This window comes from Ligilactobacillus sp. LYQ135 (assembly GCF_053711055.1).
Map to the genome: position 1 here is coordinate 42,106 of NZ_JBSJYT010000002.1, position 14,850 is coordinate 56,955.

General features: G+C 33.6%; 11 protein-coding genes and 1 pseudogene. All 12 read right to left on the reverse strand.

What is annotated here, in order from left to right; all coding sequences use genetic code 11:
- The 12 genes and pseudogenes from carB to purM all read right to left on the reverse strand — a co-directional run bounded on the left by carB (position 1) and on the right by purM (position 14,850).
- On the reverse strand, positions 1-3,177 hold the full coding sequence (gene carB / locus ACWCL1_RS02120) for a carbamoyl-phosphate synthase large subunit (protein WP_454545289.1): 3,177 nt from the start codon (positions 3,175-3,177) through the stop codon (positions 1-3).
- Positions 3,170-4,256: pseudogene (locus tag ACWCL1_RS02125) on the reverse strand (carbamoyl phosphate synthase small subunit). The gene carB and the pseudogene ACWCL1_RS02125 overlap by 8 nt, the downstream one beginning before the upstream one ends.
- A 1-nt stretch (position 4,257) precedes the next feature.
- Complete coding sequence (locus ACWCL1_RS02130; protein WP_454545290.1) at positions 4,258-5,547, reverse strand: dihydroorotase; 1,290 nt, start codon at positions 5,545-5,547, stop codon at positions 4,258-4,260.
- The gene (locus ACWCL1_RS02135) at positions 5,547-6,494 is read right to left on the reverse strand and encodes an aspartate carbamoyltransferase catalytic subunit (protein ID WP_454545291.1); all 948 of its coding nucleotides are present in this window, start codon (positions 6,492-6,494) and stop codon (positions 5,547-5,549) included. Before ACWCL1_RS02135 ends, ACWCL1_RS02130 begins: the two co-directional genes overlap by 1 nt.
- A gap of 142 nt (positions 6,495-6,636) precedes the next feature.
- Positions 6,637-7,170: a bifunctional pyr operon transcriptional regulator/uracil phosphoribosyltransferase PyrR gene (gene pyrR / locus ACWCL1_RS02140; RefSeq protein ID WP_454545292.1), complete on the reverse strand. Its 534-nt coding sequence runs from the start codon at positions 7,168-7,170 to the stop codon at positions 6,637-6,639.
- A gap of 137 nt (positions 7,171-7,307) precedes the next feature.
- Positions 7,308-8,207, reverse strand: a complete 900-nt coding sequence (locus ACWCL1_RS02145) for an RluA family pseudouridine synthase (protein WP_454545293.1) — start codon at positions 8,205-8,207, stop codon at positions 7,308-7,310.
- On the reverse strand, positions 8,204-8,653 hold the full coding sequence (gene lspA, locus ACWCL1_RS02150; protein ID WP_454545294.1) for a signal peptidase II: 450 nt from the start codon (positions 8,651-8,653) through the stop codon (positions 8,204-8,206). The genes ACWCL1_RS02145 and lspA overlap by 4 nt, the downstream gene beginning before the upstream one ends.
- Positions 8,654-8,709: 56 nt before the next feature.
- Positions 8,710-10,368, reverse strand: a complete 1,659-nt coding sequence (locus tag ACWCL1_RS02155) for a formate--tetrahydrofolate ligase (RefSeq protein WP_454545295.1) — start codon at positions 10,366-10,368, stop codon at positions 8,710-8,712.
- A gap of 58 nt (positions 10,369-10,426) precedes the next feature.
- Complete coding sequence (purD, locus tag ACWCL1_RS02160; RefSeq protein WP_454545296.1) at positions 10,427-11,680, reverse strand: phosphoribosylamine--glycine ligase; 1,254 nt, start codon at positions 11,678-11,680, stop codon at positions 10,427-10,429.
- Between the two features lie 10 nt (positions 11,681-11,690).
- Positions 11,691-13,229, reverse strand: a complete 1,539-nt coding sequence (gene purH, locus ACWCL1_RS02165) for a bifunctional phosphoribosylaminoimidazolecarboxamide formyltransferase/IMP cyclohydrolase (protein WP_454545297.1) — start codon at positions 13,227-13,229, stop codon at positions 11,691-11,693.
- Entirely contained in the window at positions 13,226-13,819 is a 594-nt protein-coding gene (purN, locus tag ACWCL1_RS02170; protein ID WP_454545298.1) for a phosphoribosylglycinamide formyltransferase, read from the reverse strand. Before purN ends, purH begins: the two co-directional genes overlap by 4 nt.
- Complete coding sequence (gene purM / locus ACWCL1_RS02175; RefSeq protein WP_454545299.1) at positions 13,816-14,850, reverse strand: phosphoribosylformylglycinamidine cyclo-ligase; 1,035 nt, start codon at positions 14,848-14,850, stop codon at positions 13,816-13,818. Before purM ends, purN begins: the two co-directional genes overlap by 4 nt.

Sequence of the window (14,850 nt, forward strand, 5' to 3'; positions counted from 1 at the left end):
TTAAAGTGCAGTTGCAACAAACGATTCATTTTCAAGTGATTTTAATAATGCATCCGCAGTCTTTAAAGACGTTAATAAGGGAACATTATAGCGAATTGCATTTTGACGAATAATAAATCCATCTGAATTATGTGATTGGTCAGTTCCCATTGTATTGATTACAAGATTAACTTCATGATCTTTGATTTTATCTAGTAAATTAGGTGTAGTTTCTTCAATTTTGGAGACTGAAATTGCATGAACACCATTTTCTTGCAAAAATTGAGCAGTTCCCTGCGTTGCTAAAATTTGATATCCAATTTGTTCAAACCGCTTTGCAATTTTTAGTGCTTCAATTTTGTCTTGATCATCAATTGTTAGTAATACTTTTCCATTTTTACAAAGTACTACACCTGCTCCTTCAAAAGCTTTGTATAGTGCTTTTTCAAAACTTTGATCCATTCCCATAACTTCACCTGTTGATTTCATTTCTGGTCCAAGTAAACTATCAACATCGGTTAACTTATTAAATGAAAACACTGGTGCTTTAACATAAACACTGTCTTTTTCAGAAAGAAGGCCATTTTTTAGTCCTTGCTCAGTTAAACTTTTACCCATAATTGCATAAGTTGCTACTCGCGCCATTGGAATGCCAGTGATTTTGCTTAAAAATGGAACTGTTCGACTTGCTCGGGGATTAACTTCTAAGACGTAAACTTCATCATTATGAACAATAAATTGAATATTCATAATTCCAACACAGCCAAGTTCAACTGCTAGTTTAATAGTAGCTTTTTCAATTTGCTCTTTAACCTTTAAACTAAATGATTGTGGTGGATAAACCGCCATTGAGTCTCCTGAATGAATTCCAGCTTGTTCAATATGTTCCATTATTCCTGGAATTAATACATTTTTCCCATCACAAATAGCATCAACTTCGCATTCTTGTCCTACTAAATATTCATCAATTAAAATTGGATGTTTTTGATTAGCTGGTTCATGTACTTGTAAATATTGTTCTAATTGTGCATTATCATAGATAATATCCATTGCTTTTCCACCCAAAACATAACTTGGACGGATTAATACTGGAAAACCAATTTTTTGAGCAATGTCTTTTACTTCTTGCGTAGTACGAGCTGTATCCCCTTGAGGTTGCTTTAATCCTAATTTTTTAATTACTTTATCAAATACATCACGATCTTCTGCTGCGTTTAAGTTTTTAACCGAGGTACCTAACACTTTGATATTATGTGCATCTAGTTTCTCAGCTAAATTAATTGCGGTTTGACCGCCAAATTGTAAAATTACACCTTCAGGTTTTTCTAAATCAATTACATTTAAGACATCTTCTAATGTTAGTGGTTCAAAGTAAAGTTTGTCAGAAATTGAAAAATCAGTTGAAACAGTTTCTGGATTAGAATTCATCACAATTGCTTCATAACCTAATTTTTGTAAAGCTTTAACACAGTGTACGGTAGCATAATCAAACTCAACACCTTGACCAATTCTAATGGGACCAGAACCAATTACTAAAACTGATTTTCGTTTAGAACGCATACTTTCATTTTCTTCATCATATGTGCTATAAAAGTATGGTGTCTTCGATTCAAATTCTGCAGCACAAGTATCTACCATTTTAAATACTGGAGTTAAATGATTTTCTTTTCTAAATTGCCGAACCTCATCTTCAGTCACATTCCATACACTTGCAATGGTATCATCACTGAATCCATATCTTTTAGCAATTTTCAACTCGACAAAATTCATCGGATTAGCTTTTAATTTTTCTTCAATTTCAATAATGTGTTTAATAATATCAAGAAAGTACTTATCAATCTTAGTTAATTTATGAACTTCATCCAATGTATACTCACGTCTGAATGCTTCTGCTAAGTAAAAAATTCGGTCATCTTGAACATTAACAAGTTGATTTTCGATTTCTAAGTCGCTTATATTTTGATAACTAGTAGTAGTTAAACTACTTTCATCAATTTCAAGCGAACGAATCGCTTTTTGGAAAGCTTCTTCTAAATTTCTTCCTAATGCCATTACTTCACCAGTCGCTTTCATTTGACTACCAATTTTACGATTAGCATCATAAAATTTATCAAATGGCCAACGAGGAACTTTTACTACAACATAATCTAGTGCCGGCTCAAATTCTGCAAAAGTCGTCTTTGTTACTGGATTTTTTACTTCATCCAAGTTAAATCCAACTGCAATTTTAGCTGCTAACTTGGCAATCGGATAACCCGTTGCCTTAGAAGCAAGTGCTGATGACCGGGATACCCGCGGATTAACTTCAATTATATAATATTGATAACTTTGCGGATCTAATGCAAGTTGAACATTGCATCCTCCTTCAATTTTCAAAGCACGAATTAATTTAAGTGCGCAGTCACGTAACATTTGATATTCACGATCAGATAAAGTTTGAGTAGGTGCTACAACAATTGAATCTCCTGTATGAATTCCAACTGGGTCAACATTTTCCATTGAGCAAACTACCATTGCATTATCACTTTGATCACGCATTACTTCAAACTCAATTTCTTTATAACCGGCAATCGATTTTTCAATCAAACATTGATCGACTGGAGATAAGTCTAACCCATTCATTGCAACTTTTCTTAATTCAGTTTCATTTTTACACATTCCGCCACCAGTTCCTCCCATCGTGAAGGCTGGTCGCACAATTACGGGATAACCAATCTCATTTGCAAATGCAAGTGCATCAGTAACAGTATTAACCGTTTTTGAAGGTAGAACTGGTTCGTGAAGTTGTTGCATTAGTTCTTTAAATTTTTCGCGATCTTCTGCTTGATCAATTGCTTTTAAATTTGTTCCAATTAACTGAATGTTAAACTCATCTAAAATTCCTTCATCATTTAATTCAATGGCTAAGTTTAATCCAATTTGCCCTCCTAATGTTGGCAAAATTGCATCTGGATGTTCTTTGCGAATAATTCGTTCAACTGATTTAGCAGTAAGCGGCTCTAAATAGACTTTGTCTGCAATTTCATGATCAGTCATAATAGTAGCAGGATTTGAATTTACTAAAACAACTTCAAATCCTTCTTCTTTTAAAGCTAAACATGCTTGTGTTCCTGAATAATCAAATTCAGCAGCTTGACCAATAATAATTGGCCCTGATCCTAATACCATAATTTTGTGAATATCTGTTCTTTTAGCCATTTAATTCTTCCTTTCTTGAATCAATCATTTGCAAGAAATCATCATATAAACTTTCTGCATCATGGGGACCAGGAGCAGCATCTGGATGAAATTGAACTGAAAAAGCAGGATATTCACGATGACGGACTCCTTCGATTGTGCCATCATTGATTTCTACATGTGTAATCATTAAATCAGTTTTTTCTAAAGACTCTGCTTTTACCGCATATCCATGATTTTGTGATGTAAACATAATTTCTCCAGTTGCAATTTCTTTAACCGGATGATTAAATCCACGATGTCCAAATTTCATTTTAAAAGTATCTGCACCATTTGCTAAACACATTAATTGGTGTCCTAAACAAATTCCCATAATTGGAAACTTTCCCATGATTTCTTTAATCATTGAAATTACGTTAGGTAAACTTTTAGGATCTCCTGGGCCATTTGATAATAAAACGCCATCTGGATGAAGTTCAAATATTTTTTTGGCACTGACAGTGTAAGGAATAACAATCACATTACAATTACGCTTACTTAGTTCTCTTAAAATACTATGCTTTGCACCAAAATCAATTACAACAATATTTTTTTTCAGTGCCTGGATTAGGATAAGGCTGCTTAGTTGAAACCTGAGCAACTAACTGATCAGTTAAAACAGTTGCTTTAAGCTGTTCAATTGTATGATTTTTATCTTCAATCGAGTTTACGAGACAGCCTTTCATTGTACCATGTTTCCGAATAATTTTTGTTAGTTTACGGGTATCAATTCCACTTATTCCGGGAATATTATTTTGTTTTAAAAAATAATCCAAAGAATCTTGTTTCCGCCAACTACTAGAGTAGCGTGCCAATTCACGGCATACTACACCACGACACTTCGGTTGTAAAGATTCATAGTCATCTAAATTAACTCCATAATTTCCAATTAATGGATTTGTAAATACTAAAATTTGATTCGCATAAGATTGATCAGTAATTGCTTCTTGGTAGCCTGTCATTCCAGTAGAAAAAACAACTTCTCCAGTAGCAATTTGATTTGCTCCAAAGGCTTCACCTTCAAAAACATGTCCGTCTTCAAGCACTAAAAATCGTTTCAATTTAATTCTCTCCCTTGCAATAATATGCAATCTTGCCATTTACTAAAGTCATTACTGTCTTGCCATATAACTCTTGATTCGTAAATGGCGTATTTTTCCCTTTTGAGAAATAATCTTCATCTTTGAACTTAAATTGTGTATCAAGATCAAAAATTGCCATGTCTGCTACATCGCCAACTTTCAACATTCCAGCATCTTTAAAATTAAAAATCTTAGCTGGCGCAATGCTCATCCACTTAATCAGTTGCTGTAATGAAAATACACCATTTTTTACATACTTAGTATATAAAGTTGCAAATGCGGTTTCACTTCCAGTGATTCCAAATGCAGCTGTATTCATTCCACAGCATTTTTCATGATCAGCATGGGGAGCATGATCTGTAGCAATTAAATCAATGGTGCCATCAAGTAACCCTTCAACTAATGCAGTTTGATCTGCCTTTGTACGCAATGGCGGATTCATTTTATAGTATGCGTCGTCTTTTACAACCATTTCATCATTTAATAACAAATGATGGGGAGCAACTTCACAAGTCACATTCACACCTTTTTGTTTAGCTATTCTAATTAATTCCACACTTTCTTTGGTCGAAACATGGCAAACATGATAGTGGACCTTTGTTTGCTTTGCTAAAACTAAATCACGTGCTAACTGTGCAGTCTCACATACATCTAAAATCCCTGGTAATCCTAATTTCTCCGCATTTTCTCCAGCATTCATTACGCCGTTAAATTTTAACGTATTATCTTCAACATGGGCTGCAAGTGGCAAATGTGTTTTTTTAATCCCCTGCATTGCCTTAAGCATTGTACCAGCATGTTGAACGCCGTGCCCATCATTACTAAATCCACATATTCCAAGTTGTCGCATTTCTTGATAGTCAATTAAGTCATCACTAGTTAAATCCTTGGTAATTGGAGCATACTGTCTAATATGCACAACCCCATTTGCTTGATTATTTGTAATCATTTTCCGCATTAATTCTGCATTACTTGGAACAGGATCAACATTTGCCATTGCACAAACAGTTGTATATCCTCCATGGGCTGCTGCTAAACTTCCAGTATGAACATCTTCTTTATATGTCAATCCTGGATCACGGTAATGTACATGCACATCAATTAATCCTGGAACCACATATTTGCCAGTTATATCATAAATTTTTAAATTATCATGGTTAACTTCATTTAAATTGCCAATTGCTTGAATTTTTTGTTCATCAATTAGTACATCAGCTTTTACAAAACTATCATTTTGAAAGACTAATCCTCCCTTTAATAAAAGCGCCATTAATTCAGTCCTCCAATCTGATTTCCACGCATCACTGCTTCAATCATCGCCATGCGCATAAACACCCCATTTTGCATTTGTGCAAAGAACCGTGATTTAGGTGCTTCAACTAAATTAGATGATAATTCAACGTCCCGATTAATTGGACCTGGATGCATGATAATTGCATCCTCTTTCATTTTGTTATAACGTGCATTAGTTAATCCAAATTCTTCATGATATTGAAGTGCTGAAAAATTACCTTCATTCTTATCTTCATCATGTCGTTCATGTTGAACTCGTAAAAGCATAACGACATCAACTTGATCAACTACATCATCAAGTTGGCAATGCTTACCATATTGATCAAATTTTTCATCATACCAATAATTAGGACCTGCAAAATAAATTTCAGCACCTAATTGATGAAGTAAGCTCATATTGCTACGAGCAACACGTGAACTTGTAATATCTCCTACAATTGCAATTTTTAAGCCATCAAAGTGCCCAAATTCTTCATAAATTGTCATTAGATCTAACATACATTGAGATGGATGTTGGCCACTGCCATCACCGCCGTTTAGAATTGCCATGTTTAAATTTTGTTCTTTAGTTGGATTGGTTAAAGATTGGTAATATTCATTTTGAGAATGGCGAATTACACTCATTTTAATTCCAAGTGCATTTAATGTAAGCAAAGTGTCATATAAAGTTTCTCCTTTGGAAATTGAACAATGCTCAATATCAAATGGGATTACTTGAATTCCTAATTTTCGTTCTGCCATTTCAAAACTTGTATGTGTTCGGGTTGAATTTTCAAAAAATAAATTAGCAGCATAAACTGGTTCAGTTAATTCTAATTTTCTCGTTTCATTCTTAAAGCCTTCTGCATTTTTGATTAAGGCTAAAACTTGTTGATTTGATAAGTCTTCTACAGATACAAAGTGTTTTAATGCTACATTTTCCATGTGTATAATCTCCTTTATTATAAATAAAATAGTCTACCTGTTTCCAGATAGACTATAGGTATGGTATGACTTTAATTATCACAAAAATACCAACCTATTTTGCCCTCTCTGGAGTCAATTAAAAAGGTTAATATAAAATCATTTATTCATTTTCTTTTTTTAATTCGATGCCATCTTTACCATCGATTTCATCAACATAAACTGCAACTTGTTCATTAAGAGCGGTTGGAATATTTTTTCCGACAAAGTCTGCTCGAATTGGTAACTCACGATGTCCACGGTCAACTAAAACTGCTAAATTAATTTTCTTTGGTCGGCCTTGGTCCATTAAAGCATCTAATGCTGCCCGAATTGTCCTTCCTGTAAAAAGAACATCATCTACCAAAATGACATGTTTACCTGTAATATCAAATAAAAGTTGTGAATTACGCACAATTGGTTCATCTTTAATATTACGATCATCTCGATACATTGAAATATCAAGTTCTCCTACTGGAATTTTTTCACCTTCTAATTGCTCCAATCGTTGGGCAATTCTTCGTGCTAAATAAACGCCTCGTGTTTTGATCCCAACTAAAACTAAGTTATCAATTCCTTTATTGCGTTCAATGATTTCATATGTCATCCGTGTTAATGCACGTTTAACAGCCATTGCATCGTAAATTTCCTTTGCCAAATTGATTCCTCCTAACAAACAAAAGACTTAGCCAACACAAAACTAATTTCGCGTAGACTAAGTCAGTTTACTTCCGTAATTTACCTTCTTAGTCTCACGGGACTAGTTTTAAAGGTTTTATTTATATAAAGATACATTCATTTAGTTGATTTGTCAAGCTTATCTAAAAATTTTTGAAAATTTTCTGGTAATGGTGCAGAAAAAAGCATTTCTTTACTTGTTCGGGGATGAGTGAATCCTAAAACAGCTGCATGTAAAAACTGTCCGCTAGTACCAATCACTTTGCGTGGTCCATAAAGCGTATCACCTACTAACGGATGCCCAATGTATTTCATATGCACCCTAATTTGATGTGTTCTTCCAGTTTCTAAAATGCATTTTACTAAAGTATAATTGCCATAACGTTTTAGTACTTCAAAGTGGGTGATTGCTTTTCTCCCATCTGCAATTACCGCTTGTTGCTTACGATCTTTAGGGTTTCTTCCTAATGGAGCATCAATCGTTCCTTGATCCTCATTAATATTCCCATAAACTAAAGCAAGATATTCTCTTTTATTAGTTTTTGCTTTTAACTGAGCTGCTAGTGAACGATGTGCCATATCATTTTTGGCAACCATTAATAAACCAGATGTATCTTTATCAATTCGATGAACAATTCCAGGTCTAAAAGTGCCATTAATTGTTGAAAGTGGTGAATGGTATAGTAATGCATTAACTAACGTATGTTGAGCGTGCCCAGGAGCAGGATGTACTACCATTCCTTGTGGTTTATTTACTACAATCACATCTTCATCTTCATAAACAATATCTAGTGGAATATTTTCTGCTTCTAGTTTCAGTTGTTGAGGTGCTTGTGGTTCAACCGTAATTTCATCATTTTCTTTAACATTATATTTAGGTTTTTCAATTTTTCCATTTACTTTAATGTGTTTATTTTTTATTAACTCTTTAATTTGTGAACGTGATAAATCAGTATCCAATTCACTTAAAACTTTATCTAATCGTCCTTTTTGTCCTTGAATTATATATGTTTTCATTCGTCATCACCTACAAAAAGAGCAATTATTAGTAAAATTACTCCAATAGTTAATGCACAATCTGCAACGTTAAAAATTGGAAAGTTCATAAAGTCTAATGCAAACATATCCACTACATAACCTAATCTTAAACGATCAATGAAATTTCCTAAGGTACCACCAATCATCAATGCAAGTGCCCATGCAAATAATTTATCATTCGTATTTTTCTTCAGCAAGTAAACCATAACTATTAATGCTACAATCGAAATAACAATAAATGATACTTGCTGTCCTTGAAAAATGCTCCATGCTGCACCATTATTGCGTACATTAGCTAATGACAAAACATGTGGAATAAAATTAATCGTTGAACTTAATTCAATATGAGTTACAATCCACCATTTAACAACTTGATCAATTCCTAATATTCCTAAGCTAATTAATAAATATCCCCAAAATGGCATAATTACCTCCGCACTATTAATATTAATGTTACTAGTATAGCGCGTTTTACTAAATTTTAATATAGTCCACTAATTTTTCCTTCATCAGATAAACTCATGCCATTAGCAGCTGGAACTTTTGGTAAACCTGGCATTGTTAAAACATTTCCAGTTAAAGCAACTAAAAATTCTGCTCCTAATTTAGGGACAAATTCACGGATATGAACAGTAAAATCTTGTGGAGCCCCTAATAATTTAGCATTATCAGAGAAAGAATATTGAGTTTTAGCCATACAAATTGGCATTTTATCCCAACCAAGTTGTTTAAATTTTTTAATTTGTTGCTTAGCTTTAGGACTATACTCAACATTATTTCCACCATAGTATTTTGTCACAATTGTATAAATTTTGTCTTCAATCGATTCATCTGCAGAATACAATGGTTTAAAAGTTGAAGGTTGCTCACATGATGTAATCACTTCTTTAGCTAAATCAATTACTCCTTTTGAGCCATTTGCCCATCCATTTGAAATGACCGCAGTCGTTTGATCCTGTTGGCATAATTCAATTATTTTATTTAATTCGTTTTCAGTATCAGTAGCAAAACGGTTAACTGCAACTACTACTGGGATCCCATAGTTTTTCATATTACGAATATGTCGTTGCAAATTAACATATCCATTTTCAATAGCAGCAACATTTTCTTCATCTAAATCTTCTTTTTTAACGCCACCATTCATTTTCAAAGCTCTAGCAGTAGCTACGATTACCACGGTATCTGGAGTCTTTTTAAGTTTAGGACAAACAATATCTAAAAATTTTTCAGCACCTAAATCAGCACCAAAACCAGCTTCAGTTATTGTATAATCAGCTAACTGTAAACTTGTTTTAGTTGCAATTAAACTATTACAACCATGAGCAATATTAGCAAAAGGTCCTCCATGAACAAAAGTTGGTGTATGTTCAAGTGTTTGAACGAGGTTAGGTTTAATTGCATCTTTTAACAAAAGTGCAATTGCATCAGTTACTCCAAGTTGATTAACTGTAACTGGTTGTTTATCAAAATTATATCCAATTACAATTTGACCAATTCTTTTTTTCAAATCAGCTAAATCAGTTGCCAAGCAAAGTACTGCCATTAATTCTGAAGCAACTGTAATGTCGAACCCATCTTCTCGCGGAATTCCTTGTAAAGGTCCACCTAAACCAATTACAGTATGTCTTAAAGCACGATCATTGATATCTAAAACACGTTTCCAAATAACTCGGCGTTGATCAATTTTTAATTCATTGCCTTGATAAATGTGATTATCAATCAATGCTGCAAGTGTATTATTAGCAGTTGTGAGCGCATGCATATCGCCTGTAAAGTGCAGGTTAATATCCTCCATTGGAACAACTTGAGAATAGCCCCCACCAGTTGCTCCACCTTTTACTCCCATAACAGGTCCCAAGGAAGGTTCACGTAAACAAATCATTGTGTTAGTGCCTAAAGAAGTCATTGCATCTCCTAATCCAATAGTAACTGTTGACTTTCCTTCACCTGCAGGAGTTGGATTAATCGCTGTTACTAAAATTAATTTTTCCTTTGTTTTAGGATGGTTAGATAAAGGTAAATTAACCTTAGCTTTATACTTTCCGTATAACTCTAGATCTTCTTCATTAATCCCTGCTTTGTGCGCAATTTCTTGAATTGGTTCCAAAGTAGCTTGTTGTGCGATTTCAATATCATTCATTAATAGTCGCCTCCTAAACAGTAATACATAGATGTATTTATTTTATCATATATAATTATTAAAATCCTTTATTTGCAATGTCTTTTCGATAATAAGTATTTTCAACTGGATTTTTTGCTAAAACCCGATAAGCATCCCGACGCGCTTGATATAAATTATTAGCATGTCCTACTACTGATAAAATTCGACCACCATCGCCATATAACTTACCATTTTTTTCTAAGACATTCGCATATTCAATCTCAACATTTTCACTTACTTTAAATTCTGGTAGTTCCTGTCCTTTAAGTGGTGCTTGCGGATAATTTTTAGCTGCTAAAACAATATTTACATACATCTCTGAACTAATTTTTAATGGCGGAATTTCTTCATTGAAAACTGCCTTGGTTAAAACATCTGCAAAATCGTTTTTGATTCGTGGCAAAATCACCTGTGCTTCGGGATCGCCTAATCGAACATTATATTCAATCACTTTAGGCCCGTCCGCAGTTAAAATGATTCCAATATATAAGAAACCAGTATAATATGCTCCTAGCTTTCGGACTCCCTTCATTGTTGGTTCAATTACTTTTTTTACGACTTCTTCATACTGCTTTGGAGTTAATTGAGGAGTCGGACTATATGCACCCATTCCTCCTGTATTAGGTCCTTGATCTTTTTCATACGCTTTTTTATGATCTTGAGCAACTGGTAAAACTTGATAGGATTTTCGGTTTAACAAAGTAAAGAAAGAAAATTCTTGTCCCTCCAAATATTCTTCTAATACAATGCGATGATGCTCATCAATGACTAAATTATCTAGTATTTTTAACGCTTCTTGTTGATCATGTGCAATATATACTCCTTTACCTCCTGCTAATCCGTCTTTTTTTATAACTAACGGAAAATTATATACTTGAAGTCCTCTCAAAACACTTTGACGGTCATTATAACTATCATACTGAGGAGCTGGAATTTCGTATTTTTCCATAAAATCTAACGCAAATGATTTAGAAGTTTCTAATTTTGCAATATTAGTAGTTGGTCCAATTACCCTTAACCTCAATCGACGAAATAAATCAACAATCCCCTCATCAATTGCTGTTTCCGGTCCAATTAAAGTCCACTTGGCATTGCAATCACGTGCTAAAAAAGCAATTTCGCCTAATTGATCTTCATTTACCTCTGTAACTTTAACCCCAATTTTTTTCATTCCTGGATTTCCAGGTGCACAATAAACATCTTTAATCGATGGACTTTCCATTAACTTTTTACAAATTGCAAATTCACGTGCTCCTGAACCCACTACAAGTACATTATATTTTTCTTTCATTCTAATTCTCCTAATGTCTAAAATGCCGGTGCCCAGTCATTACCATCGCAATCCCATATTTATTTGCCATGTTAATGGAATCTTGATCACGAATCGATCCTCCAGGTTGAATAATTAACTTAATTCCATGTTCTGCTGCATACTGAACAGAATCATCCATTGGGAAAAATGCATCACTTGCTAATACTGAATCATCATTAATATACTTTTGAGCATGTTCAATTGCAATTTTCACGGCATCAATTCGGTTTGGTTGCCCTGCTCCAATTCCAATTGTTCTTTCTTGATTAGCAATTAAAATTGCATTTGATTTAACATTTCGAATGGCTTCCCATGCAAATTTAAGTGTTTCCCATTGCTTTTGAGTTGGCTGTTTTTGAGTAACTACTTTCCATTCAGCGAGGTCTTCTTTCAAAGTATCTTGTTCTTGAACAAGTAAGCCTCCCATTACAGAAACTGTCTCCAATCGTGGATCTTCGTTTTTGCTAGTAAAGTCAACAGTAAGTAATCGTAAATTTTTCTTTTTTGCTAAAATCTCAAATGCATCATCATCAAATCCAGGAGCAATCACAATTTCTAAAAAAAGTTGGTGTAACTTTTTAGCAGTATTTAAATCAACCTTCCGATTTAAAGCAACAATGCCTCCAAAAATAGACACATTATCCGCCAAGTACGCTTGATCCCACGCTTTTTCAATGGTTTCACCTCGCCCAATTCCACATGGATTCATATGCTTTACTCCTACTGCAGTTGGTCCTTCAAAGTTTTGAATAATTCTTAATGCTGCATTTGCATCTTTAATATTGTTGTAAGAAAGTTTTTTCCCATGTAATTGTTTTGCTTGGCTAATTGAAAAAGCTTTTGGAATAGCGTCTTGATAAAACCATGCATGTTGATGACTATTTTCACCATAGCGCATAGTTTCAACTAAATCATATGTTAAAGTCAATTTTTCTGGTGCTTCAATTTGAATTTGTTGTTCAAAATATTTTGCAATCAATGCATCATAAGCAGCTGTTTTTTGAAAAACCTTAGCTGCAAGTTTTTTTCTTAAATCAAGGGTAGTTTCGCCATGATTTTCTGCTAATTGTTTTAATACCTCATCATAATCTAAAATTTCAGTAACCACGGTAATATCTTGATAATTTTTAGCAGCTGCCCGTAACAAACTTGGACCGCCAATATCAATTTGTTCAATAATTTCTGAACTTGATCCTCCTTTTTCAAGAGTTTCTTTAAATGGATATAAATTCACACAAACAAGATCAATTGGAGTAATTTGCTGTTGTGTTAATGTTTTCATATGATCCGAATTATCACGCTGTGCTAAAATTCCTGCATGAATATTAGGATGAAGAGTTTTGACCCGTCCATCTAAGATTTCTGGAAAACCAGTAATTTCGGTTACTGATTTAACTGGAATTCCAGCATCCTTCAATGTTTTTAAAGTGCCACCTGTGGAAATAATTTCAAAACCATTTTGAATGAGTCCATTTGCAAATTCGATTAAACCAGTTTTATCTGAAACACTTAATAATGCTCTTTTCATTCTTTCTCCTCCATTTTTTGGAATATTTCTTTTAATACTTGGGGATATAATTTATGCTCAACTGTATGAATTCTATTTTCAAGTTGTGCTAAACTATCATGCGGATAAATTGGAACATGCTGTTGTTTAATAATTGGTCCAGTATCTAAACCAGCGTCAATATAATGTAAAGTTACTCCCGTTTGAGTACGTCCATTTTTTAAGTGATCTTCATAGGCGCGCTCAATTGCACGTAAACCTTGAAATTCAGGTAAATAAGATGGATGTAAATTAATTATTCTTCCCTCATACACATCTAAGATAGTTGATCCAATTACTTTCATATACCCAGCTAATGCAATTAAATCAATTTGATACTTTTTTAGAATATTTAAAATTTTTTGTTCATAAGCAACTTTATTTTGACATTCTTTTATTGTAAAAGTCTCTGTGGAAACGTGATATTTCTTTGCCCGTTTAAGCACGTATGCATCGGGGTGGTCGCAAAATAAAAGTGCCAGTTCATTTTCTTTAAATGATTTTCTTTGAAAATTTTGTGCCAATACTTCAAAATTAGAACCATTGCCGGATGCAAAAATTGCAATTTTCATTTGAATACTTCTCCATTAATGCTGATTTTAAAATCTGATGTTTTCTTTTCTAAAAAACCAATTTCAAAATACTTAGTCTGTTGTTGCTCTAGTATTTGTTTAACTTCAGTTATATTTTCCTTCGAAATAGCTAATACCATGCCAATTCCCATGTTAAAAGTTTGATAACAATCATGAGTATTTAAATTTCCACATTGCTTCAAAAATTCAAAAATTGGTTGATTAACCTCACGAGGCAACTTAATGGTTGCTTGCAAATTATCATTAAACATTCGAGGAACATTCTCAATTAATCCTCCACCTGTAATGTGTGCTAACCCATGAATTAACTTCTTATCCAGTAAAGGAAGCACTGTTTGCACATATATTTTAGTTGGCTTTAATAAAGCTGATTGAATTGAAATTCCCTTTAGTTCTGGCGGACAATCTTGAAGATTATAGCGATGATCTTTAAATAAAAGTTTACGTACTAGTGAATAACCATTAGAATGTAAACCACTTGAGGCCAGTCCAATTAAAATATCTCCTGCTTGTGGTTTATTTCGTGTTATTAAATTATTATTATCAACTGCACCAACCGCAAAACCAGCAATATCATATGTTTCTTTAGCATACATATCAGGCATTTCAGCGGTTTCTCCGCCAATTAATTGGGCCTTAGCTTCAATGCATCCATTCACAACTCCACTAATGATTTTTGTTAACTTATCAGGTTCATTTTTTCCTGTCGCAATATAATCAAGAAAAAATAATGGGCGTGCTCCTTGAGCTAAAATATCATTAACACACATCGCCACACAGTCAATGCCAATTAACTCATGCACATTGGCTTGTTGTGCAATCATTAATTTGGTTCCAACTCCATCAGTACTAGCGACTAGTTTTTTTGTTTCCCAATTGTAAATTCCTCCAAAATTGTCTAAGTTATCAAACGAATTTTGAGTCTTTGTTAAATTAACTAAATTCTTAATCTGCTTTACAAATTGATTACCTGCAGCGATATTTACACCTGCTTTTTCGTATTGCCCCAT